The sequence below is a fragment of the Xanthomonas sp. 3307 genome (assembly GCF_014199735.1).
Taxonomy (GTDB): Bacteria; Pseudomonadota; Gammaproteobacteria; order Xanthomonadales; family Xanthomonadaceae; genus Xanthomonas_A; species Xanthomonas_A rydalmerensis.
In genome coordinates this window covers 52,642-75,923 of record NZ_JACHOG010000004.1, presented here as the reverse complement: position 1 = coordinate 75,923, position 23,282 = coordinate 52,642, and the positions used below count along the sequence as shown (strand labels likewise).

Below are 23,282 nucleotides of genomic sequence, written 5' to 3'. Positions count from 1 at the left end.
TCAAAAGTCCGGTTGCAGCCAAAGGGTGGACAGCGGCGGCAGGGTCAGCGCCAGCGATTGCGCATGCCCGTGCATCGGTTGCGGCAGGGTCGACAGCACGCCGCCGTTGCCTTGGTTGGAACCGCCGTAATAGCCGCTGTCGCTGTTGAGAATCTCGCGCCAGCGTCCGCTACGCGGCACCCCCACGCGGTAGTCGTGGTGTACGGTCGGCGTGAAATTGCTCACCGCCAGCAGCGGCGGCGCGCCGCCGTCGCGGTCGTGGCGGACGAAGGCGAACACGCTGTTGTGGTGGTCGTCGGCGATGCTCCATTCGAAGCCTTCGCTGCTGCGGTCGCTGCGGTACAACGCCGGCAACGCGCGCAACTGACGATTGAGGTCGGCGACGAGCCGGGCAACGCCGCGGTGTTCGGGCTGCTGCGCCTGCGCCCAGTCCAGCGGCCGGTCGTGGTCCCAGTCCTGCCACTGTCCGAACTCGCAGCCCATGAACAGCAACTTGCGCCCGGGATGCGCCCACATGAAGGCCAGGTAGGCGCGCAGGTTGGCGAAGCGCTGCCAGGCGTCGCCGGGCATGCGCGCCAGCAGCGAGCCCTTGCCGCGCGCCACCTCGTCGTGCGACAGCGGCAGCACGAAATGCTCGGAGAACGCGTACACCAGGCCGAAGGTCATCTCGCTGTGGTGGTGCTGCCGGTACAGCGGATCGCGCTGCAGGTAGCGCAGGGTGTCGTGCGCCCAGCCCATGTTCCATTTGTGGCTGAAGCCCAGCCCGCCCTGCTGCGTGGGCGCGGTGGCGCCCGGCCACGCGGTGGATTCCTCGGCGATGGTGCGCACGCCGGGGAAGCGCTGCGCGATCTCGTCGTTGAGCCGGCGCAGGAAGGCGATCGCCTCCAGGTTCTCGCGGCCGCCGTGGGCGTTGGGAATCCACTCGCCGGCGTTGCGGCCGTAGTCGCGGTACAGCATCGCCGCCACCGCATCCACGCGCAGGCCATCGACATGGAAGCGCTCGATCCACTCCAGCGCGCTGCCGATCAGGTAGGCCACCACTTCCGGGCGGCCGTAGTTGTAGACCAGCGTATTCCACTCGCGATGCACGCCTTCGCGCGGATCGGCGTGTTCGTACAGGGCGCTGCCGTCGAAGCGCTGCAGGCCGTGCGGGTCGTCGGGGAAGTGCGCGCCGACCCAGTCCAGCAGCACGCCGATGCCGGCCTGGTGGCAGGCATCGACGAAGCGCGCGAAGCCGTCGGCGTCGCCATGGCGCGCAGTGGGCGCGTACAGGCCCAGCGGCTGGTAGCCCCAGGAGCCGCCGAAGGGATATTCGGCGATCGGCAGCAGCTCGATGTGGGTGAAGCCGAGTCCGCGCACGTACGGAATCAGCTCGGCGGCCAGCGCATCCCAGTGCAGCGGCTGGCCGTTGCCGTCGTGGCGCCAGGAGCCGGCATGCAGTTCGTAGATGCTCAGCGGTTGCGCGCTGCCGGCCTGGACCTCGCGCTGCGCCAGCCAGGCCGCATCGCCCCAGGCATGGCTGTCGGCGTAGGGCACCACCGAGGCGGTGGACGGCGCCAGGGCGCTGCAGCGCGCCACCGGATCGGCCTTGCGCGGCAGCACGCTGCCGTCGGCGGCCTGCAGTTCGTACTGGTAGTGCTCGCCGCCATGCAGACCCGGCACGAACAACTCCCAGACCCCGGATTCCGCATGCAGGCGCAGCGGATGCCGGCGCGCGTCCCAGCTGTTGAAGTCGCCGACCAGCGCCACGCGCCTGGCCTGCGGCGCCCACACCGCGAAGCGCACGCCCTCCACTTCGCCCACCCGGGCATGGTGCGCGCCCAGCGCAATGCGCAGGGCAGCGCCGTCGCCGGCGGCCAGGTCCTGCAGCCAGGCCGGATCGAGTGTCGGCCCGAAGGCATACGGGTCGTCGCATTCCTGCACCGCGTCCGGCCACACGATGCGCAGGCGGTAGTGCATGGGCTGCTTCAGCTCGCCCTCGAACAGGCCGTCGGCCTGCGGGTGGGCACGCATCCGCGCGATCAGCTTGCCCTGCGCGTCGAGCAGGCCCAGCGCCTCGGCGCCGGGCGCCAGCACGCGTACCCGGACCGTGCCGTCGGCCTGTGGATGCGGACCAAGCCAGGCGAAGGCATCGATCGCCTCGCCACGCGCCAGCGCCTGCAGCGCAAGGCCGTCGCCGTCGTCCTCCGCGTCCGCCGCCGGGTCCCGGCCGGCGGCCGGGTCCACGGCGTGTTCCTGATCGCTCATGCGGCGGCCATGGCACTCGCAGTGGTCGGCACCGTGGCGCTGGCCACAGTCGCGACGTTGCCGGCCGCCGTCGTGGCGGTGGCGCGCTCGTACAGCGCCATGTACTTGCGCCCGGCCAGCTCCCAGCCGCTGGGCCGCAGCATCGCCGCGCGGCGCATCGCCTGCAGCAGGCCCGGCAGGCGGAAGGTGCGGAACACCCGCTGCAGGCAGCGGCGCAGGCCGTCGGCCGAGGCTTCCTCGAACAGGAAGCCGGTGACGCCGTCGTCCACCGTGTCGATCAGGCCGCCGGTGGCATGGGCGATCGGCAGGCTGCCGAAGCGCTGCGCGTACATCTGGCTCAGCCCGCAGGGTTCGAAGCGCGAGGGCATCAGCAGGAAGTCGGAGCCGGCGAACATGCGCCGCGCCAGCGGCTCTTCGAAGCCGATGTGCGCGCCGACATGGCCGGGATAGCGCCGCGCCAGCGCCGCCACCGCCTGCTCGATCTGCGGCTCGCCGCCGCCGATGATGACGATCTGGCCGCCGGCGGCGACGATCTGCGGCGCCACCTCGCAGATCAGGTCGAGCCCTTTCTGGTGCACCAGCCGCGAGACCACCGCGAACAGCGGGCCGTCGCTGTCGAGCAAGCCGAACGCCTGGCGCACCTGCGCCGCGTTCTCGTACTTGCCCTGGATCTGGCCGACACCGAAGTGGGCCGGCAGATGCGCGTCGGTGCGCGGATCCCAGCTGGCGTCGATGCCGTTGACGATGCCGCTGAGGCGGCCGTTGGCGGCGCGCCGCGCCAGCAGCGCGTCCAGGCCGCAGCCCTGCGCCGGGCCGGTGATCTGCGCGGCGTAGCTGACGCTGACCGTGTTGACGTGGTCGGCGTGGACGATGCCCGCGCGCAGGAACGACATCTGCCCGTAGAACTCCAGGTCCTGCAGGCCGTCGGCGGGGATGCCCAGGGCACCGGCCATCGCATACGGGAACAGGCCCTGGTAGGCGAGGTTGTGGATGGTCAGCAGGCACGGCGTGCGGCCGCCGGACCAGCGCACGTAGGCGGCGGCCAGGGCGCACGGCCAGTCGTTGAGGTGCAGCAACTCCGGGGTCCAGTCCAGCCCGGCCTGGCCGCCGGCGATCTGCGCCGCGGCGTGGGACAGGGTGGCGAAGCGCAGCGCGTTGTCTTCCCAGTCGCGGCCTTCGCTGCACACGTAGGGCGAACCCTGCCGCTCGAACAGTTGCGGGCACAGCAGCACATAGATGCACAGGCCGTCGGGGCGCTCGGCGCGGCCCAACGCGCAATCCGGCAGCCCGGCGTGGGCGGCGATGCGGCCGACGATCTCCAGCGGCCCGGTCTTGCGCAGCACCGCCGGGTAACCCGGGATCAGCACGCGGATGTCGCAGCTGCCGCGCAGCGCGCGCGGCAAGGCCGCGGCGACGTCGCCCAGGCCGCCGGCCTTGATGAAGTCGGCCATCTCCGAGGTGACGAACAGGCTGGTTCGGCGCGGGGCCGGGTGCAGCTTGACGGTCACCTCGGCGTTGCGCACGAAGCGCCCGCGTGCATCGCGGTAGCGACGGCGCGGCGCGTGCAGCACCGGATGGGTATCGCGTTGTCTGTCGGTCAGGTCGGCGGGTGTGGGGGGCGACATGGCGGTTCCGTCTGGAAAGGGGGGAGGACGGGGAACACACGGAAAGCGACTGCCGCCACGTGTCCTGGCGGACGCGCGACGTAAAACCAGAGAAGAGGCACAGCAGCGCCGAAAGGGGACGGCATTGTTGCAGTGCGATAATGCAGGAGCAAAGTACGGATTGCGCGATAAAAGAGGCGTGAAGCGCGCGCTTGTCTACGGCGAAATCGTGAGTACAGCGCATAGTGGATTCGCCGAACGTCAAGCGCCGCAGGCCTGGACCGTCCTGCATGCGCCAATGAATCGTTTAGCTTCCGTTGCCGCAAGCATGTCGCGCTTCCCGTGCGACCGTGGCGGCTACCTCCGTTGTGCGAGCTTCATGCGGTCTATGGTGCAGTGTGCTCATGACAGTCTCGAAACCGCAGATGCGCCGCGAGCTGGACGGTTTCGTCCTCGACGCGCTGCTGCGCCCACTCCCCGATGGCGTCCTGGAGCCGCAGATCCGCATCAGCGGCAATGATGGCGCGGTGCTCGGCCGGCATGCATTCGACGGGGTGTATTTCCGTGACGCGCATGCCGGCGCCTATTTCGTTGCCGAGCGCCTGGCGGCAATCCGTTCGGCACGGTACGGAAAACTGGTCTTCGCCTGACGCCGCACTCCGCTCCCGCGTCGTGTTCGAGCGCTGCGGCGACGCACCATGGCAATCGCCTCGCTCAGGTTCCGGTCTGCAGGCGATCCAATGCCGCCAGCAGGTCGGCGCGGCGGTACGGCTTGGGCAGGAAGCCGGTGTATGCCGGCAGCATCCACGGCTCCGGCGCATGCATGCCCGAGGTCAGCAGGGCCGGGGTGTCGATGCCACGGCGGCGCAACTGGCGCACCATGCTCAGGCCGTCGCAGCGGGGCATCTGCACGTCGCTGAAGATCAACTCCACGTCCGGGTGCCGCTCCAGCACCTCCAGCGCTTCCTGCGCGGTCGCCGCCGACAGCACCCGGTACCCGTCGGCGGCCAGCATGGCCGCAGCCAGCTCTCGAATCGTTTGGTCGTCCTCCACCAGAAGAATGGCGGTGAAGGCGGAGGTGACGCGCATAATGCAGTGATCGCTTTAATAAATAATCCACTGCAGCTTCACGATGTGTCGGTGAAGCGCTGGTGACGCCCCGGCAATCCCGATATTCTCGTCCACATTCACTGCGAGACGCAGCTTGTCCACTCACGCCCACTATCGGCAGATCGTCGAACTTTCACACGACTGCATCAAGGAAGTCGGCCGCGACGGCATCGTGCGCTCGATCAATCCCCACGGGTTGGCCCTGCTCGGGGTGTCCGATCCCGCCGACATCGTCGGCCACCCTTGGGCCGAGCTGTGGCCCGAGGACATGCGCTCGCTCACTCAGGGCGCCTTTGCCGCGGCGCTGGGCAACGAGCAGCGCGAATTCTGGGCCGAGCGCCCGTCGCTGGATGGACGCCGGCGCTGGTGGCACGTGATGGTCAGTCCGCTGGCCAATGCCTCGGCGCGGGTCGAGAGCGTGCTGGTGATCAGCCGCGACGTCACCCAGCAGTACCAGATCGAGCAGGCGCTGCGCGCGCTGGGCGATCTGGCACCCATCGATGCGGAAGAGCAGCCGCTGCTGCCGGCCGATGCGGCGGCGCTGGGCCGCCACTGGCAGACCGAGCAGTCGCAGCTGCGCGGGCAACTGGACATCGCCCTGGCCGCGCAGCGCGTGGCCGAGCGCGCGATGACCCAGGCGCAGAAGGGTGAGGCGATCGGGCAAATGCTCGCCGGCGTGGTGCACGACTTCAATAACATGCTGCATACCGCGATGACCTCGGTAAGCATGGTCGCCGACCATCCGCAGCGCTTGCAGCCGGACCAGCGCCGCCTGCTCGGCATTGCCGGCGAGGCCCTGCAGCACGGCGCGGGCATGACCCGGCGCCTGCTCGGTTTCGCCCGCGCGCACCCGGTCAAGCCGGTCTGGCTGGACCTGAACGCATTGGTGAGGCAGATGCAACCGCTGCTGGCGCAGGCGCTGGGCGGCGAAATGCGCTTGCACTTGATTGCATGCGACGAGGTGGCGACGACCTACGCCGATCGCAATGCGGTCGAGCAGGCGGTGATGAACCTGGCGCTGAACGCGCGCGACGCCTGTCGCCCTGGCGATACGGTGACGATCCGCTGCGGCGCGCTGGAGGTGCCGCCCTCGCGTGCGGCGGCGATGCGCCAGCCCGGCCGCTACGTGACCCTGGCGGTCGCTGACCAGGGCGAAGGCATGTCCGAGGAGGTCAAGTCGCGCCTGTTCGAGGCGTATTTCACCACCAAGCCCGAGGGCAAGGGCACCGGGCTGGGGTTGGCCCAGGTCTACGGTCTGGTGCGCCAGGCCGGCGGCTTCGTCGACGTCGAATCGGAACTGAGTCGCGGCACCACCATCACCCTGGCGTTTCCGTTCGTGCCCCGGCCGCTCGGCGACGACGACGAGGGCGCAGGCCCGGTGCCGGCGGCGGAGTAATCGCCGTCATCCGCCTGCGCGCGCCGGCAGTCGGTCGCTGATACGCACCGCGAAGGCCTCGCGCAGCAGTCGCAGCGCCCGTTGCTGGCGCCCGGCATCCAGCGCCGCGCAACACGATGGCGGCACCTGCACCTGGAAGTCGCGCATGCGCGCATCGATCGCAGTGGCCAGCACGCAGGCATCGGTGGCGATGCCGGTCACCAGCAGGTGGGTGGTCTGCAGCCGCGCCAGCAGCAGGGCCAGGGCCGAGCCGAGAAAGGCGGAGTGCTTGGGCTTGAGCACGTAGTAGTCCTGCGGGCGCGGCGCCAGGCACGCGGCGATCTGCGCGCCGCGCTGCGCCGGATCGGCGCACAGCGTCCACAGGCCTTCGAAGTCGGTCCGCCAGTCGGCGAAGTTGTCGTTGGCGAACAGCACCGGCCAGCCGCGGCGATGGAAGCGTGCACGAACCTGGGCGATGCGCTCGGCCACCGGCAACGCGGCGGCGGCCAGATGCGCGCCGCCGGGGAAATCGAAGCGGCTGATCATGTCCACGATCAGCAACGCCGGTTGCCCAGGCTGGGTCGGTGCCTGCTTGGCCGTCGATGGGCGCGGCTGATCGCAAGGGGTGTCAGTACGTCGCCGGGCCGGGTGCCGCATGCGCCGATCCTCCATTGCCGGACAGGGCTTCATCGTCGGCGCGCGCGGTGAAACCAAGGTGAGTGCGAGTGAAGACGTGGCTGAACGGATCGGCGGCCAGCGCCGCCACCGCGCCGGTGGCCGCCTTCGCGAAAGCTTACTATTTAGGGTTTACATTGACCGGCGTCTTTGCCCGTCGACAGGAGAGCACGTGGTACGAACTGGCGAACATAACGAGGCGCGCGTGGCCGCGGCGGCATCCGCCGTGCCGTCCGCCCGCGGCACTTCCCGATGGCGCTGCGGCGCCGGACGCAGTCGGCAGGTCGCATGAGTACGGTCGCCCCCACATCGGCCATGCACGTCGACGCTCCGCTGGATGCCGGCCACGCGGTCCTGCCGCCCGAAGCGCCGCTGGCGATGCCGCTGCAGTCGCTGCAGGAAGGCAAGCTGCGCAACAAGCGCCTGCCCAGCACCCCGGTCGGGATCGGCTGGCGGCGGTTCTACGTGTTCGGCACCACTGCGGCGATGACCGCCTACGCCAGCTGGCTGATCGGCAAAGTGCTGCTGATCGGCGGCGTCAGCGTGCTCGAAGCCTGCCTGATGGTGCTGTTCATCCCGCTGTTCGCCTGGATCGCGCTGTCCTTCGTCAGCGCGCTGGCCGGCTTCTTCACCCTGGTGTTCGGCAAGGGCCGCAAGCTCGGCATCGATCCGGACGCGCCGCTGCCGCAGGTGCGCAACCGCACCGCGTTGCTGATGCCCACCTACAACGAGGATCCGCACCGGCTGATGGCCGGCCTGCAGGCGATCTACGAGTCGGTGGAGGCCACCGGCCAGATCGAGCGCTTCGATTTCTTCATCCTCAGCGACACCACGCGTCCGGCGATCGGTGCGGAAGAAGAGAAGGTGTACGCCGAACTGGTGGAGCGCGTCGGCGGGCAAGGCCGGCTGTTCTACCGGCGCCGCGCCAGCAACGCCGGGCGCAAGGCCGGCAACATCGCCGACTGGGTGCGTCGTTTCGGTGGCGCCTATCCGCAGATGCTGATCCTCGACGCCGACAGCCTGATGACCGGCGACAGCATCGTGCGCCTGGCCGCCGGCATGGAGGCCAACCCCGACGTCGGCCTGATCCAGACCCTGCCGGAAGTGGTCAACGGCAATACCCTGTTCGCGCGCATGCAGCAGTTCGGCGGCCGCGTCTACGGCCCGGTGATCGCGTTCGGTGTGGCCTGGTGGCACGGTTCGGAAAGCAACTACTGGGGCCACAACGCGATGATCCGCACCGAGGCCTTCGCCGCGCAGGCCGGCCTGCCGTCGCTGCCCGGGCGCAAGCCGTTCTGCGGCCACGTGCTCAGCCACGACTTCGTCGAAGCCGCGTTGATGCGCCGCGGCGGCTGGGCCATGCACATGGTGCCGTACCTGCAGGGCAGCTACGAGGAAGGCCCGCCGACGCTGACCGACCTGCTGGTGCGCGACCGCCGCTGGTGCCAGGGCAACCTGCAGCACTCCAAGGTGGTGCGCGCGCGCGGCCTGCACTGGGTCAGCCGCATGCACATGCTGATCGGCATCGGCCATTACTTCACTGCGCCGATGTGGGGCATGTTGATGCTGATCGGCATCGCCATTCCGCTGCAGAACGGCGGCTTCGACCTTGTCGCCTCGGTGATCTCGCCGTTCTCGCCGGCGCGCTACTGGCACCAGCAGGACTCCACGCGGGTGTTCTGGGTGTTCGCGGTGACCATGTTCGTGCTGCTCGCGCCCAAGGTGATGGGCTACTTCGCGATGCTGCTCAAGCCCGGCGAACGTCGCGGCTGCGGCGGCGGACTGCGCGCCTTCGTCAGCATGCTGCTGGAAACCCTGCTGGCCGCGCTGATGGCGCCGGTGGTGATGTACGTGCAGTCGCGCGGCGTGTCCGAGGTGCTGGCCGGCAAGGACTCGGGCTGGGACGCGCAGCAGCGCGACGACGGCCGCATTTCGTGGTCGGCGCTGTTGCGCAGCTACGGCGGACTGAGCGCGTTCGGTCTGCTGATGGGCGGCATGGCCTATGCCGTGTCGCCGTCGCTGGCGGCATGGATGGCGCCGGTGGTGATCGGCATGGCGCTGGCGGTACCGGTCGTGGCGATCAGTTCCTCGCGCGCCGCCGGCCTGTGGCTGCGCAAGCTGCGCATCCTCGCCATACCCGAGGAGTCGCAACCGCCGGCAGTGCTGCTGCGCGCCGCCGAGCTGCGCCGCGAAGCCGCCGCACGCCGTGTCGAGGCCGAGGCGCAGGCCCAGGGCTGACGCCGGCATACTATCCGGCCTCCTCCATCGGGAACCGACATGCTGGAAACAGTGGAACACGAGACCGGCGCAGCGCCGCGCTGGACCGTCCTGTGGCTGCACGGCCTGGGCGCCGACGGCAACGACTTCGCGCCGCTGGTGCCGGAGCTGGTGCGGCCGCACTGGCCGGCGCTGCGCTTCGTGTTTCCGCACGCGCCGGTGCGGGCGGTGACGATCAACAACGGCGTGCGCATGCGCGCCTGGTACGACATCGTCAGCATGGACTTCTCCAACCGCGCCGACAGCGCCGGCGTCGCCGACTCGGTGGCCCAGGTCGAGGAATTGATCGCACGCGAGGACGCGCGCGGCGTGCCGGCCGAGCGCCTGTTGCTGGCCGGCTTTTCCCAGGGCGGCGCGATCACTCTGGCCGCCGGCCTGCGCCGCGAACGGCCGCTGGCCGGCCTGATCGGCCTGTCCACCTATCTGCCGGAACTGGAGAGCGTCGCCCGCTGGCACGCCCCGGCGGCCCTGCAGCAGCCGCTGTTCATGGCCCATGGCCAGGGCGACCCGGTGATCCCGCAGACCTACGCCGAGCGCACCGCACAGACGCTGCAGGCGCTGGGCATGCCGGTGCAGTGGCGTCGCTATCCGATGGCGCATCAGGTCTGCGCCGAGGAAATCGCCGACCTGGGCGACTGGATGGATGCCTGCATCACCGGCAACTGAGGACGGCGGCCGCGTGGCGGCATGGTGCGCTGCCGATGGCGGGCGCCCGGAACCGGGGCTAGTATCGGCCGCAGCGCACGCCAGCCTATCGGGGGAGACCTGGGTGAAGGTATTGATCGCCGACGACGAACCCCTGGCCCGCGAACGCCTGCGCACGCTGCTGGCCGCGCATGCCGGTGTGGAAGTGGTGGCTGAGGCCGACAACGGCATGGATGCGCTGCACGCCTGCGCTGCCGCCCAGCCGGACCTGGTGCTGCTGGACATCGCGATGCCCGGCCTCGACGGCCTGGAGGCCGCCCGTCACCTGGCCACGTTCGAGCCGCGCCCGGCCGTGGTGTTCTGCACCGCCTACGATGCGCATGCGCTGTCCGCGTTCGAAGCGGCGGCGATCGACTACCTGATGAAGCCGGTGCGCGCCGAGCGCCTGGCCGCGGCCCTGCAGCGCGCCCGCACCTTCATGGCTGGACGCGGCAACGGCGCGGCCGCCACGCCGGCGCCGCAGGCGCGCACCCACCTGTGCGCACGCCTGCGCGGCAGCCTGCGGCTGATCCCGGTCGACGACATCCACTACCTGCAGGCCGAGGAAAAGTACGTGGTGGTGCACCACGCCCGCGGAGAGGACCTGATCGAGGAGTCGCTGCGCGCGCTGGAGGAGGAGTTCGCCGAGCGCTTCGTGCGCATCCACCGCAACTGCCTGGTCGCGCGCCACGAGCTGGTGGAACTGCGCCGGCTCGGCGAGGGCCAGGTGCAGGCGGTGCTGCGCCATGGCAAGCAGCCGCTGGAGGTCAGCCGGCGCTGCGTGGCGCAGCTGCGCAAGGAGATCCACCAGCGCTGAGGCCGGCCGGATCGCGCGGCAGCAGCGGCGGGCGGTGGCTTTCCGCGATAATGCGCGCATGAAGATCCTGCGCATCGCTACCCGCAAGAGTCCGCTCGCCCTGTGGCAGAGCGAGCATGTCGCCGCCTGCCTGCGCCGCGCGCACCCGCATCTGGACGTAGTGCTGGTGCCGATGAGCACCCGCGGCGACGAAGTCCTGGACCGCTCGCTGGCGGCGATCGGCGGCAAGGGCCTGTTCCTCAAGGAGCTGGAACTGGCGATGCTGCGCGGCGAGGCCGATTGCGCGGTGCATTCGCTCAAGGACGTGCCGATGGAGCTGGACCCGCCGTTCGTGCTGCCGGCGATCCTGCCGCGCGCCGATCCGGCCGATGCGCTGATCTCCAACCTCTACGCCTCGCTGGACGCGCTGCCGCTCGGCGCGCGCGTCGGCACCTCCTCGCTGCGGCGGCAGGCGCAGCTGCGCGCGCGGCGCCCGGACCTGGAGCTGCTGGACCTGCGCGGCAACGTCAACACGCGCCTGGCCAAGCTCGACAACGGCGGCTACGACGGCATCGTGCTGGCCTGCGCCGGCCTGCAGCGGCTGGGCCTGGACGGACGCATCACCCAGCGCCTGCAGGCGCCGGACTGGCTGCCGGCGCCGGCGCAGGGCGCGATCGCGGTGGAGTGCCGCGAGGACGCCAGTGCCGCACTGGCGCTGTTCGCCGCGCTCGACGACGCGCCGACCCGTACCTGCGTGGAGGCCGAGCGGGCGATGAACCGTGCCCTGCATGGCAGTTGCCACGTGCCGGTGGCCGCCTTCGCGCAATGGCGCGGCGACGACCTGCTGCTGCAGGGCCTGGTCGGCGGTGTCGCCGACGGGCGCCTGGTGCGCGCCGACCTGCAGCGCAGTGCGCAGGATCCGCAGGCCCTGGGCCAGGCCGTGGCCGAGGCCCTGCTCGGCGCCGGCGCGCGCGAATTGCTGGATGTGGACCTGCCGGGCTGAGGGTGTCCACCGCCCCGCGCCATCCGCCGTACGAGTCAACTGTCATGCAGCCGCAACAAGCCAAGCCGAAAGCCGACTGATACCCTCCGTCGTCGGGACTGAAGTCCCTCCCACAGTGCAGATCCCGACAGTGCCGGTTGTGCAAGTGCGGGAGCGGCTTCAGCCGCGACGGGCGTTACCGGGAAGGCCTGTCGCGGCTGAAGCCGCTGCTACAGGTGAGACATTTGGTCTCTGCGCGCCACCGCCATTCTGTGCTGGCGGGGCGCGGCTGCAGCGCTCCTACGAGAAGCGGTCAACGGGTCAGCCCTGCAGCGTGGCAGCTTGTCGCGCCGCTGCGCCCCACTCCCCAATCCCGGCTCACTTGAACTTGTAGACCAGGTTCATCGTGGCCAGGGTGTCGGTCTTCTTCTTGTCGACGCTGACGTCGCTGTTGTAGCGCGCCTGCCAGCCGGCCTTCAGCGCCAGGCGCTCGTTCATGCTCACCGAGATGCCCAGGTCGTTCTGCGCGAAGGTGTTGTACGCGCCGGATTCGACCAGCAGGGTGTTGCCCAGTTCGGTGTTGCTGGTCAGGCCGTACTTGAAGTCGACCAGGCCGCGGCCGATCAGGCCGGTCTCGTTGCGGTTCTCGACCACATCGTGGGCGCGGCGCACGCCGGGGCCGATCTGCACGTCGAGGCTGCGGCGGTCGCCGTCCATGATCCGGGTGCCGTAGCCGATGCCGATCGTGGCCAGGCGGTCGTAGGTGGCGAAGTCGTCGCGCTCGTAGCGCAGCGAGGCGGTCAGCTGGCGGTGCTCGCCGAGCTGCAGCGCGCTGCCGGCGCTGCCGGTGTAGCGGTTGGAGGTGGTCTGGCGCTTGCGCGTGGTGGTGCCGTCGGGATTGGTGTCGACGTACTCGGCGCTGGCGTGCAGGGCCAGCAGGTCCAGGCTGTGGATCCAGTCGCCGTCCACGTACTGGCCCTTGAGCCGGCCGTTGAGGCTTTCGTTGCTGCTGTTGCCGTGCGAGGAGGCGAAGCCCAGTTCGCCCGATCCGCTCCACGGCGAACTGGCCGGGTCTGTGGCTGTCGGTGAGGTCGCAACGTCGGCGGCCCAGGCCGGGGACGTGCTCAGCAGCAACAAAGCGATGGCGGATACGAGGGTGGCACAGCGGGACATGGCTTCTCCGGGGGTGGGGGACGCAGCCTTCGGCTAACGAAATGGAAACGATTTCATCATACCGGATCCACATGACACCCTGGCCGGCGCCGGCCCCCGGCTTCATCGCCGGTTCGGGCGCCCTGCCGGCAGCCGCGCCGGGCAGGCGTTTTCCGCCCGCGACTCAGACATAATCGAGGCCATGGACCGCTACGAACGCATCAACGCACTGCACCGCCTGCTCAAGTCCGCACGCTATCCGGTCACGGTGGCGCGGCTGCAGGACGAACTGGGCTGCTCCCGCGCCACCGTCTACCGCGATCTGGCCTTCCTGCGCGACGCGCTGATGGCGCCGGTGGAGGGCGACGGCGAGGCCGGCTTCCGCTACGAATCCGGCGAGAGCGACCGCTTCGAGTTGCCGGGGCTGTGGCTGAGTTCGGAGGAACTGCACGCGCTGCTGGCCTCGCAGCAACTGTTGGCGCGGACCGGCGGCGGGGTGCTGTCCTCGGTGCTGGCGCCGCTGCAGCAGCGCATCGAGAGCCTGCTCGCCGCCCAGGCCGGCGCGACCCACTGGCCGGTGGAGCGGGTGCGGGTGATCCCGCACCGCGGCCGCAAGCTCGACGAAGCCAGTTTTCGCACCGTCGCCTCGGCGGTGCTGGAGCGCAAGCGCCTGTCCTTCGACTACCGCGCCCGCTCCACCGACGAATCGACCAAGCGCACGGTGTCGCCGCAGCGCATCACCCACTACCGCGACAACTGGTACCTGGACGCCTGGGACCATGGTCGCGACGCGGTGCGCAGCTTCGCGGTGGACCGCATCAACCATGCGCGCCTGCTCGACCAGCCGGCGCAGGACGTGGCCGACGCCGAGCTGGATTCGCAACTGGCCGCCAGCTACGGCATCTTCTCCGGCGCGCCCAAGGGCTGGGCCACCATCGTGTTCAGCCCCAAGGCGGCGCGCTGGGTCGCCGACGAACACTGGCATTCCAAGCAGCAGGGCCGCTTCCTGGCCGATGGCCGCTACGAACTGAAGGTGCCCTACAGCGTCTCGCGCGAGCTGCTGATGGACGTGCTGCACTACGGTTCGGATGCGGAGATCGTGGAGCCGCGCTCGCTGCGCGAACAGGCCAAGGCGCTGCTGTCGCTGGCGCTGAGCAACTACAGCGACGATTGAGGCGCCGTTGCCGGCGACGCGATTTCTGTAGGAGCGGCTTCAGCCGCGACGGGCGTCACTTGCCCAGCGTGTCGCGGCTGAAGCCGCTCCTACGGGTGATCCGCCTCGCGTCCAGAATGCGTCGTCGCCGAGGTATGCATCGCAGTGGGCTGGATGCATCCTGGTCCACATGACACAGCGTCTGTTGTAGGAGCGGCTTCAGTCGCGACCGGGGCGTTACCGCCAATGCCCGTCGCGGCCGGGATGTGGGCGCTCTATGCCGCATCCAGCGGCGCGCCGCCGCCGAGGATCACGCCGATATTGCGTTCGATCCAGTCCACCAAGGCATGCACGTGCGCGGCCGCTTCCTCGCCGAGCGGGGTCAGGTCGTATTCCACGTGCGGCGGTACCACCGGGTAGGCGGTGCGCTGCACCAGGCCGTCCGCCTCCAGCGCCTGCAGGGTCTGCGACAGCATCTTTTCGCTGACCCCTTCCAGGCTGCGGCGCAGGTCGCCGAAGCGGTGGGTGCCCTTGCGCAGCGCCACCAGCACCAGCACGCCCCAGCGGCTGGTGACATGGCTGAGCACGGCGCGGGACGGGCAGTTCTGCGCGAACACCTGGCCGCGCAGCAGGGTCGCGTCCGCGCAGCCGCGCGGTGCTTCGTCGAGAGGGTCGGAGAGGACGCTGGCCAAGCGGTGCACCTGTCTGTGGGGGGGAGGGCGCCCCGATCATACGGGCCGCGCCGGGCGCTTCGCTGAGCGACGGATGATCGATGGTTCAGTGCAGGCCGTCCGTGGCGCCATGACGTTCATGGCGCTTGTGCTGGCAGTACCGCTGCTTGATGCGGCCCGAATGACGGATAAGCACGCCGGCTTGCCGCAGCGCAGCCCGCCGCCCGCGTCGCGACCGGCCTTGGTCGTGAGTCGCCTCAGGGCTTGTTCGGCACTTCGAAGCCGAGCTTGCCGACCTGGTCGCGGTGTTGCGCCACGCGCTTGAGCTTGTCGATATTGACCCCGTACTGGTGGTCCAGCTTGTCCACCAGCTCGCGGTACTGCTTGTGGCTCATGTTCGGCGAGCGCGCGAACACCCAGGCCAGGTCGCGGCCTGGGTAGTCGATCAGCGCCCAGGAATAGTCCGGCGCCACTTCCAGGATGCGGTATTTGGTGGGCACCATCCTGAAGAACCAGGTGGTCCAGCGGCGGTTGCCGGTGCCTTCCTTGACCGTGGCGCGCGACTTGAGCTCCTTGACCGGCTCGTCGAAGCCGTTGCGGTACTCGTAGCGCACCGCGATCTTGCCGTCTTCCTCGAGGGTGTATTCGTCGCTGCTGGCGACGTGGCCGCGCTCGGCGAAGTACGGGATGTGCGCGATCACGTACCAGCGACCCATGAAGCGCTGCAGGTCGATCGGCGGCTGCGCCGGCTCCTGTTCCGGGTCCGGCGCCTTGGCGCGGGCCGTCGGCAACGGGACGGCCATGCCCAGCAGCAGCACGGAAGCGAACAGGGAAAGCAGGCGCATAGGGAATTCCGGGGCGAAGGGCGAACGCCGATGAAGTATGCGCGTGCGCCATGTCAATGGTGCGTCGCAGCCCCTGAGATGTGGCGGCGGCACCCTGCGCGCCTCGACTTCCAGGAGCTGCCGTCATGCCGATCGTCCCGTCGTCCCCGCGCACCCACCTCCCGCACCCCGGCCTGCGCCGCCTGCTGCGCCAGGCGATCCTGGCCGGGCTCGCCCTGGTCCTGGTGTGGCCGGCCGCGCGCGGCCACAGCGAGTGGCTGGGCTGGCGGCCGCTGTGGCTGCTGGGCATGCCGCTGAGCGCCTGGTGGGCCCTGCATCGCTTCCCGTTGCCGCCGCTGCGCCGCCTGTGGGGGCAATGGCGGGCCCGGCCGCGGGCGCAGGCGCGGCGGCGCCGGCCGGCGCTGCGGAGCGCGCACCCGGCCTGACCTTCGGCAGGGGAGGGCGGCGATGCTGCGTGCTACGGTGCGGCGCTGTCCTTCCCGGATCCGAACCATGTCCTCACTCGCACACGCCTGCCTGATCGCCGGCCTGCTCGCCGCCGGCACCGCCGCGGCCAAGGAAACCGCGATGCCCCAAGACCCCTACGCCTGGCTCGAAGACGTCACCGGCACCAAGGCGCTGGACTGGGTCAAGGCGCAGAACGCCAAGACCGAGGCGCGCCTGGCCGACACCCCCGCCTTCAAGGCCCGCGAGGCCGGCATCCGCGAGGTGCTGGATTCCGACGCCAAGATCCCGGCCGTGCAGAAGATCGGCCCGTACTACTACAACCTGTGGAAGGACCGCGCGCACGAACGCGGCCTGTGGCGCCGTACCACCCTGGACGAGTACCGCAAGCCCGAGCCGAAGTGGGAGACGGTGCTGGACCTGGACGCGCTGAACAAGGCCGAGGGCGAGAACTGGGTGTGGCATGGCGCCAACTGCCTGCGCCCGGAGTACCGCCGCTGCCTGATCGCGCTGTCGCGCGGCGGCGCCGACGCCGACGTCACCCGCGAGTTCGACCTGAGCAGCAAGCAGTGGATCAAGGACGGCTTCTTCCGTCCCGAGGCCAAGGGCGGGCTGAGCTGGATCGATGCCGATACCGTCTACCTGTACACCGACTTCGGCCCCGGCTCGCTGACCAGCTCCGGCTACCCGCGCGTCGTCAAGCAGTGGAAGCGCGGCACCCCGATGAGCAGCGCCACGCTGGTCTACGAGGGCAAGCCGGACGACATGTACATCGCCGCGATGCACGACGACACGCCCGGCTACGAGCGCGATTTCGTCAGCCGCACGCTGGCCTTCTACAACGACGAAATGTACCTGCGCGGCGCCGATGGCCGCCTGACCAAGATCGACGTGCCCAACTCGGCCAACAAGGGCGTGCACCGCCAATGGCTGACCCTGGAACTGCGCGATCCGTGGACGGTGGGCGGCACGACCTACCCGGCCGGTGCGCTGCTGGCGACCAAGTTCGACGACTTCATGGCCGGCAAGCGCACCTTCCAGGTGCTGTTCACGCCGACCGAGACCGCGTCGCTGGCGTCCTTCGCCTGGACCAAGTCGCGGCTGGTGCTGAACGTGCTCGACGACGTCAAGAGCCGGCTGTGGGTGCTGACCCCGGGCGAGGGCGAGTGGGCGCGCGCGCCGTTCCCGGTCGGCGACCTGGCCTTCGGCAGCACCAGCGTCGACGCGGTCGATGCCGACGAGAACGACCAGGTGTGGCTGACCTCCACCGACTTCCTGACCCCGACCACGCTGATGCTGGCCGACGTGCAGCGCGGGCCGAAGAGCATCGAGACCCTGAAGGCGATGCCGAGCTTCTTCGACGCGTCCAAGGATGCGATCGAGCAGCACTTCGCCGTGTCCAAGGACGGCACCAAGGTGCCGTACTTCCTGGTCCGGCCCAAGCAGCTCAAGGCCGACGGCAGCGCGCCGACCCTGCTGTACGCCTACGGCGGCTTCGAGATCTCGATGACCCCGTTCTACTCGGGCAGCCTGGGCCGCGCCTGGCTCGACCAGGGCGGCGTGTACGCGCTGGCCAACATCCGCGGCGGCGGCGAGTACGGCCCGCGCTGGCACCAGGCGGCGCTGAAGCAGAACCGGCACAAGGCCTACGAGGACATGGCGGCGGTGGCGCAGGACCTGGTCGCGCGCAAGATCACCTCGGCCAAGCACCTGGGCGTGCAGGGCGGCAGCAACGGCGGGCTGATGGCCGGCAACATGCTGATGCAGTACCCGCAGCTGTTCGGCGCGGTGGTGGTGCAGGTACCGTTGCTGGACATGAAGCGCTACAGCCACCTGCTGGCCGGTGCGTCGTGGATGGCCGAGTACGGCAACCCGGACACCGACGACTGGAAGTTCATCCAGACCTTCTCGCCGTACCACCTGTTTGATCCGAAGAAGACCTATCCGCCGGTGATCTTCCTGACCTCCACCCGCGACGACCGCGTACACCCGGGCCATGCGCGGAAGATGGCGGCGAAGATGATCGACGCCGGCAAGGACGTGACCTACTACGAGAACATCGAAGGCGGTCATGGTGGCGCGGCCAACAACGCGCAGGCGGCGCACATGCAGGCGTTGGCGTACAGCTTCCTGTGGGAGCGGCTGTCCAAGTGAGTGGTGTGGTCCGCGTTCCGGTCGGGGCGCGGATCATCGCCTGGTTGGCGTCTCGGCAGTGAACGGTCGAGCCGCGCGCAATGCGCGGCATCAATGAACGCGCCGGCACTGTCCGCGTTGCCGCAGTGGATGCTCAGACGTCGTCGGTCAACGGCTTGACCAGCGTCAGCGAACGCACGTCGTAGCCTAGTTCTTCATACACGTGCAGCGCGTGCGTGTTGAAGGCCCAGACGTTCAGACGCATTTCGACACCGCCGCGTCGCGCCACCCAGTCGTGCGCGCGCTGCATCAGCGCCGGGCCGATGCCCCGGCCGCGATGGCTGCGGGTGATGCCCACGCTACCCACGCGGCCGAAGCGCATGGGCTGCAGCAATGAGTGCGATTCCACGACGATGCCGACCGTGACGAAGCCGACGAGCACGCCCTGCGCCTCGGCGACGAAGGTGGTGGCATCGTCCTGGCCGATGCTGCGCGTCCAGTGCGTCGCATCGCGGTCCGCGGCACCTGCGCCGGCGAAGACCTGGGGAAACGCCGCATGATGGAGTGCATTGACTTCCTCGCCGAGCGCGCAGATCGCGGGGAGATCGGATGCGATGGCTTCGCGATAGGTGAGCATGAGGGGGCTCCAGTCGCTTTCCTGTGCCGCTGGCCGCCTCAGCGCGGCCAGCGCGACAGCCCACGCGCGATCCGCGCCACGGCCTGTTCCAGCCGCGGCAGACTCTGGGTATAGGCGATGCGCACGTGCTGGCGCGCGCGGTGGCGACCGAAATCCACGCCCGGGGTGAATGCGACGTGCTCGGTCTCCAGGAAGTGCGCGCAGAAGGCCTGCGCATCGTCGGTGAAATCGGACACGTCGGCATACAGGTAGAACGCGCCCTCCGGCTCGACCTCGATGCGGAAGCCGAGCGCACGCAGCGCCGGCAGCAGGTAGTCGCGGCGCTGGGCGAATTCGGCGCGGCGCGCTTCCAGAATCTGCAGCGTCTCCGGCAGGAAGCAGGCCAGCGCCGCGTGCTGGGCGATGCTGGACGCGCTGATGTACAGGTTCTGCGCCAGCTTCTCCAGCGACGGTACCGCCGCGTGCGGGGCCACCAGCCAGCCCAGGCGCCAGCCGGTCATGCCGAAGTACTTGGAGAAACTGTTGAGCACGTAGGCGTCGTCGTCGACCTCGAGCACGCTGGGCGCGTCGATGCCGTAGCTCAGGCCATGGTAGATCTCGTCCACCACCAGGTGCCCGCCGCGGGCGTGCAGCGTCTGCGACAGCGCCGCCAGTTCGGCGCGCGACAGCAGCGTGCCGGTGGGGTTGGCCGGCGACGCCACCAGCGCGCCGACGCTGTCCGCGTTCCAGTGCCGCTGCAGCAGGTCCGGGGTCAACTGGTAGCGGCTGTCCGGGCCGACCGGCACCAACTGCGCCGACCCTTCGACCAGGCGCAGGAAGTGGCGGTTGCACGGATAGCCGGGGTCGGCCATCAGCCAGTGGCGGCCGGGATCGACCAGCAGCGCGCTGGCCAGCAGCAGTGCGCCGGAGCCGCCGGGGGTGATCAGGATGCGTGCCGGGTCCAGGTCGACATCGTGGCGCTGCCGGTAGAAATCCGCCAGCGCCTGGCGCAGGGCGGGCAGGCCGCGCGCGGCGGTGTAGCGGGTATGGCCGGCGCCCAGCGCGGCCTGCCCAGCGGCGACGATCGGCGCGGCGGTGGTGAAGTCCGGCTCGCCGATCTCCAGGTGGATCACGTCGTGGCCGGCGTGTTCCAGTTCGTTGGCGCGGGCCAGCAGCGCCATCACGTGGAAGGGTTCGATCTCGCGGCTGCGCTGGCTGTAGCCAGGCGCGGCGGGCGAGGCGTTGAAGGTGTCGCCGGGAAGGGAAGCCATGCCGCCGATGATAGAGGAGCGTGCTTTCGCGCGTGTTAGCGATGTCGAGCGGACTGCGAAACGGCTGTGCCATGCCGACACACCGTGTGCGCTGCACCCGGGCGGAGCGGTCGTGCAGCGTGGCGCACACGGCGGTCGGCGCGTCAGGCGTCGTTTCCCGGCGAGCGCTATCGTTCGTTGCACGGCGCCATTCGCCTTTGCGCGAAAGGTCGTATGCCGCAATGCCATCGCCGCGCCGCAGGTCGCCCGACCCACCGCATCCCACGCCGCATCGCACGCGTTGCCCGACATGCTTGCCACGGCGCGGCGTTGCAGGGAGACTCGGCCGGCACTGCGCGGCGCCCGCCCGCTGCCGCCGCCCGGCCTGGGCGACGCGTCCCGTTGCGTTACCGCCGCCGGAGCCCCATTAGATGCCTCACCGCCCCTTGCTAGCGAGCCTTGTCCTGCTCATGACCGCCTCCTTCGCTTCCTCCGCCTCCGCCGCCGCGGCGACCCCGCCGCATCCGGCCAAGCAGCCGCACGCGGTCAAGGCGCCGTTCGGCGCCGTCCGCCAGGACGCCTACTACTGGCTGCGCGACGACGCGCGCAAGAATCCGCAGATGCTGGCCTATCTCAATGCCGAGAACGCCTACGCGGACCAGGTGCTGAAGCCGCTCAAGCCGCTGGAAGACACGCTCTATCAGGAGATCGTCGGCCGCATCAAGCAGGACGACAGCAGCGTGCCGTACCGCGAGCGCGGCTACTGGTACTACACCCGCTACGAGAGCGGCAAGGACTACCCGATCCAGGCGCGTCGCAAGGGCAGCATGGAGGCGCCGGAGGAGATCCTGCTCGACGTCAACACCATGGCCGCCGGCAAGGGCTACTTCAGCGTCGGCGACGCGGCGGTCAGCCAGGACAATCGCCTCCTGGCCTGGACCGAGGACGACGTGGGCCGCCGCCAGTACGTGGTGCGCTTCAAGAACCTGGACACCGGCGAGGTCTACGCCGATCGCATTCCCGGCGTGTCGCCGGACGTGGTCTGGGCCGACGACAACAAGACCCTGTTCTACGTCGAGAACGACCCGGAGACGCTGCTGACGGTGCGCGTCAAGAAGCACGTGCTGGGCACCCCGGCCGCGCAGGACACGCTGGTCTACGAGGAAAAGGACGACAGCTTCTACATGGGCGTGGGCCGTACCCGCGACGACAAGTACATCGTCATTGGCGTCGAAAGCACCGTGTCCTCCGAGCAGCGCTACGCGCCGGCCGCCGATCCGCAGCGCTTCACCGTGCTGGCGCCGCGCGAGCGCGACGTCGAGTACCACGCCGACCACTTCGATGGCCGCTGGGTGATCCGCACCAACTGGAAGGCCAAGAACTACGCGCTGATGACCGCGCCCGACGGCGCCACCTCGCGTAACCAGTGGCAGAGCTGGCTGCCCTACGACGAGAAGGTGTTCATCGACGGCTTCGAGCTGTTCGACGGCTTCACCGCCATCGCCGAGCGCTCCGACGGCCTGGAGCGGATCCGCCTGCACTTCGCCGACGGCAAGGAGGAATACGTCAAGGCCGACGAGCCGGCGTATTCGATGGGCCTGTCGATCAACGCCGAGGCGGACACGCCGTGGCTGCGCTACAGCTATACCTCGCTGACCACCCCGGCCACCACCTACGAACTCAACACCCGCACCGGCGAGCGCAAGCTGCTCAAGCAGCAGCCGGTGATCGGCTACGACGCCAGCAAGTACCAGACCGAACGCGTCTGGGTGACCGCGCGCGACGGGATCAAGGTGCCGGTGTCGCTGGTCTACAGGAAGGGCTTCAAGAAGGACGGCAGCGCCGCGCTGTACCAGTACGCCTACGGCAGCTACGGCATGTCCACCGACCCGGCGTTCAACCTGCCGGTGGTGAGCCTGCTCGACCGCGGCGTGGTCTACGCCATCGCGCACATCCGCGGCGGCCAGGAAATGGGCCGCGACTGGTACGACCAGGGCAAGCTGCTGCACAAGAAGAACACCTTCACCGACTTCATCGACGTCACCCGCGGGCTGGTGCAGCAGGGCTATGCCGCCCCGGACCGCGTCGCCGCGGCCGGCGGCAGCGCCGGCGGCCTGCTGATGGGCGCGGTGGCGAACATGGCGCCCAAGGACTACCGCGTGCTGGTGGCGCAGGTGCCGTTCGTGGACGTGGTCACCACCATGCTCGACCCGAGCATCCCGCTGACCACCAACGAATACGACGAGTGGGGCAATCCCGAGCAGAAGACGTACTACGACTACATGCTCAGCTACTCGCCCTACGACAACGTCACCCGCCAGGCCTACCCGGCGATGTACGTCGGCACCGGCCTGTGGGATTCGCAGGTGCAGTACTGGGAGCCGGCCAAGTGGGTGGCCAAGCTGCGCGAGAACGACACCGGCAGCCAGCCGATCGTGTTCCGCGTCAACATGGAGGCCGGCCACGGCGGCAAGTCCGGCCGCTTCCGTCGCTACCGCGAAATGGCCGAGTCCTATGCCTTCATGCTGGATCAGCTCGGCGTGGAGCCGCCGGCCAAGTGAGCGGGGTGCGCATCGGCTGGCCTGCGGGCCGGCCGATGGCGCTGATGTTGTGCGGGATGGGCGCCGGTCCCGGCTGCGCCGAAGTCCGATCGGCCGGCGACGTCTTTCTTCGCGACCAACGGTGTGCTCCAGCGACCACGAAAGACTGCGGTCGTAGGAACGGTTTCAGCCGCGACGGCGTTACCGGTAACGCCCGTCGCGGCTGAAGCCGCTCCTACAGCCGTTGCTGCACGCGTCCGGCGGTCGCGTCAATAGTCGGGTCGACGCCAGTGCGCGCCAGCGCGGGCTTATGATGGCGCGATGCGTCCGAACTCCCGTTTCCGCTGGGCCTGGTGGCTGCTGGCCTATGCCAGCCTGGCGACCGGCATCGTCGGCATCTTCGTGCCGGGATTGCCGACCACGGTGTTCGTGCTGATCGCCGCCTACGCCGCCGCGCGCGGTTCGCCGCGGTTGCGCCGGCGCTTGCTGCGCGATCCGCGCTTCGGCCGCAGCATCCGCGACTGGGAACGGTATGGCGCGGTCAGCCGCCGCGGCAAGTGGATGGCGACGCTGACCATGGCCGCGTGCGCGCTGGTGCTGCTGCTGTTCGTGCACCGGCCGTGGGTGCAGGTGCTGGCGATCGGTTGCATGAGCGCGGTGGCGCTGTGGCTGTGGTGGCGGCCCGAACCGCCGCGCGAGTGAGTGCGCCGCAGCGCGCGAGCGCGGCA

20 protein-coding genes are annotated in these 23,282 nt (G+C 69.7%); 11 read left to right on the top strand and 9 right to left on the bottom strand.

Translation table 11 applies throughout. The annotated features are described in order from the left end of the window. Entirely contained in the window at positions 1 to 2,247 is a 2,247-nt protein-coding gene (locus GGR64_RS11685; RefSeq protein WP_184645989.1) for a 1,4-alpha-glucan branching enzyme, read from the bottom strand. After that, positions 2,244 to 3,872 carry a glycogen synthase GlgA gene (gene glgA, locus GGR64_RS11680; RefSeq protein WP_184645987.1) on the bottom strand — a complete coding sequence of 543 codons (1,629 nt, stop codon included), beginning with the start codon at positions 3,870 to 3,872 and terminating at the stop codon, positions 2,244 to 2,246. The genes GGR64_RS11685 and glgA overlap by 4 nt, the downstream gene beginning before the upstream one ends. A gap of 404 nt (positions 3,873 to 4,276) precedes the next feature. On the opposite strand from glgA, the gene GGR64_RS11675 reads away from it, so the two are divergent. Continuing rightward, positions 4,277 to 4,501 carry a hypothetical protein gene (locus tag GGR64_RS11675; protein WP_184645986.1) on the top strand — a complete coding sequence of 75 codons (225 nt, stop codon included), beginning with the start codon at positions 4,277 to 4,279 and terminating at the stop codon, positions 4,499 to 4,501. Between the two features lie 64 nt (positions 4,502 to 4,565). Here GGR64_RS11675 and GGR64_RS11670 read toward each other — a convergent pair whose 3' ends face one another. Further along, a complete protein-coding gene (locus GGR64_RS11670; RefSeq protein WP_160969721.1) occupies positions 4,566 to 4,940 on the bottom strand; it encodes a response regulator in 375 nt (124 codons plus the stop codon). Positions 4,941 to 5,055: 115 nt separating this feature from the next. On the opposite strand from GGR64_RS11670, the gene GGR64_RS11665 reads away from it, so the two are divergent. Beyond that, positions 5,056 to 6,357, top strand: a complete 1,302-nt coding sequence (locus GGR64_RS11665) for an ATP-binding protein (protein WP_184645984.1) — start codon at positions 5,056 to 5,058, stop codon at positions 6,355 to 6,357. A gap of 6 nt (positions 6,358 to 6,363) precedes the next feature. On the opposite strand, the gene GGR64_RS11660 is transcribed toward GGR64_RS11665, so the two are convergent. Next, positions 6,364 to 6,882 (bottom strand): isochorismatase family cysteine hydrolase, encoded by a 519-nt coding sequence (locus GGR64_RS11660; protein ID WP_237475428.1) that lies wholly within the window; start codon positions 6,880 to 6,882, stop codon positions 6,364 to 6,366. Between the two features lie 417 nt (positions 6,883 to 7,299). Between GGR64_RS11660 and mdoH the strand changes: the two genes are divergently transcribed. The 4 genes from mdoH to hemC all read left to right on the top strand — a co-directional run bounded on the left by mdoH (position 7,300) and on the right by hemC (position 11,771). Continuing rightward, the gene (gene mdoH / locus GGR64_RS11655) at positions 7,300 to 9,249 is read left to right on the top strand and encodes a glucans biosynthesis glucosyltransferase MdoH (protein ID WP_184447226.1); all 1,950 of its coding nucleotides are present in this window, start codon (positions 7,300 to 7,302) and stop codon (positions 9,247 to 9,249) included. 39 nt (positions 9,250 to 9,288) lie between these two features. Next, positions 9,289 to 9,954: an alpha/beta hydrolase gene (locus GGR64_RS11650; RefSeq protein ID WP_160969727.1), complete on the top strand. Its 666-nt coding sequence runs from the start codon at positions 9,289 to 9,291 to the stop codon at positions 9,952 to 9,954. 103 nt (positions 9,955 to 10,057) lie between these two features. Further along, positions 10,058 to 10,789 carry a LytTR family DNA-binding domain-containing protein gene (locus GGR64_RS11645; protein WP_184447224.1) on the top strand — a complete coding sequence of 244 codons (732 nt, stop codon included), beginning with the start codon at positions 10,058 to 10,060 and terminating at the stop codon, positions 10,787 to 10,789. Between the two features lie 58 nt (positions 10,790 to 10,847). Then, entirely contained in the window at positions 10,848 to 11,771 is a 924-nt protein-coding gene (hemC, locus tag GGR64_RS11640) for a hydroxymethylbilane synthase (RefSeq protein WP_160969731.1), read from the top strand. Between the two features lie 357 nt (positions 11,772 to 12,128). On the opposite strand, the gene GGR64_RS11635 is transcribed toward hemC, so the two are convergent. After that, positions 12,129 to 12,923: a DUF481 domain-containing protein gene (locus GGR64_RS11635; protein WP_184645982.1), complete on the bottom strand. Its 795-nt coding sequence runs from the start codon at positions 12,921 to 12,923 to the stop codon at positions 12,129 to 12,131. A gap of 181 nt (positions 12,924 to 13,104) precedes the next feature. Between GGR64_RS11635 and GGR64_RS11630 the strand changes: the two genes are divergently transcribed. Next, on the top strand, positions 13,105 to 14,076 hold the full coding sequence (locus tag GGR64_RS11630) for a YafY family protein (RefSeq protein WP_010341069.1): 972 nt from the start codon (positions 13,105 to 13,107) through the stop codon (positions 14,074 to 14,076). Positions 14,077 to 14,330: 254 nt separating this feature from the next. Here the strand turns inward: GGR64_RS11630 and GGR64_RS11625 are convergent, their stop codons facing one another. Continuing rightward, positions 14,331 to 14,747, bottom strand: coding sequence for a helix-turn-helix domain-containing protein (locus GGR64_RS11625; protein WP_160969735.1), 417 nt, complete (start codon positions 14,745 to 14,747; stop codon positions 14,331 to 14,333). 236 nt (positions 14,748 to 14,983) lie between these two features. Then, entirely contained in the window at positions 14,984 to 15,529 is a 546-nt protein-coding gene (locus GGR64_RS11620) for a lipocalin family protein (protein ID WP_237475431.1), read from the bottom strand. Positions 15,530 to 15,696: 167 nt separating this feature from the next. Between GGR64_RS11620 and GGR64_RS11615 the strand changes: the two genes are divergently transcribed. Then, a complete protein-coding gene (locus tag GGR64_RS11615; protein ID WP_184645980.1) occupies positions 15,697 to 15,996 on the top strand; it encodes a hypothetical protein in 300 nt (99 codons plus the stop codon). A 67-nt stretch (positions 15,997 to 16,063) separates the two neighbouring features. Further along, complete coding sequence (locus GGR64_RS11610) at positions 16,064 to 18,169, top strand: prolyl oligopeptidase family serine peptidase (RefSeq protein WP_184645979.1); 2,106 nt, start codon at positions 16,064 to 16,066, stop codon at positions 18,167 to 18,169. A 133-nt stretch (positions 18,170 to 18,302) separates the two neighbouring features. Here GGR64_RS11610 and GGR64_RS11605 read toward each other — a convergent pair whose 3' ends face one another. Next, positions 18,303 to 18,785, bottom strand: a complete 483-nt coding sequence (locus tag GGR64_RS11605; RefSeq protein WP_184645977.1) for a GNAT family N-acetyltransferase — start codon at positions 18,783 to 18,785, stop codon at positions 18,303 to 18,305. 38 nt (positions 18,786 to 18,823) lie between these two features. After that, positions 18,824 to 20,035 carry a pyridoxal phosphate-dependent aminotransferase gene (locus GGR64_RS11600; protein WP_160969745.1) on the bottom strand — a complete coding sequence of 404 codons (1,212 nt, stop codon included), beginning with the start codon at positions 20,033 to 20,035 and terminating at the stop codon, positions 18,824 to 18,826. Positions 20,036 to 20,484: 449 nt separating this feature from the next. Here GGR64_RS11600 and GGR64_RS11595 point away from each other — a divergent pair, with 449 nt between their 5' ends. Further along, positions 20,485 to 22,575 (top strand): S9 family peptidase, encoded by a 2,091-nt coding sequence (locus tag GGR64_RS11595; protein ID WP_184645976.1) that lies wholly within the window; start codon positions 20,485 to 20,487, stop codon positions 22,573 to 22,575. 300 nt (positions 22,576 to 22,875) lie between these two features. Continuing rightward, positions 22,876 to 23,256 carry a YbaN family protein gene (locus GGR64_RS11590; protein ID WP_184645974.1) on the top strand — a complete coding sequence of 127 codons (381 nt, stop codon included), beginning with the start codon at positions 22,876 to 22,878 and terminating at the stop codon, positions 23,254 to 23,256. Positions 23,257 to 23,282 lie beyond the last annotated feature (26 nt).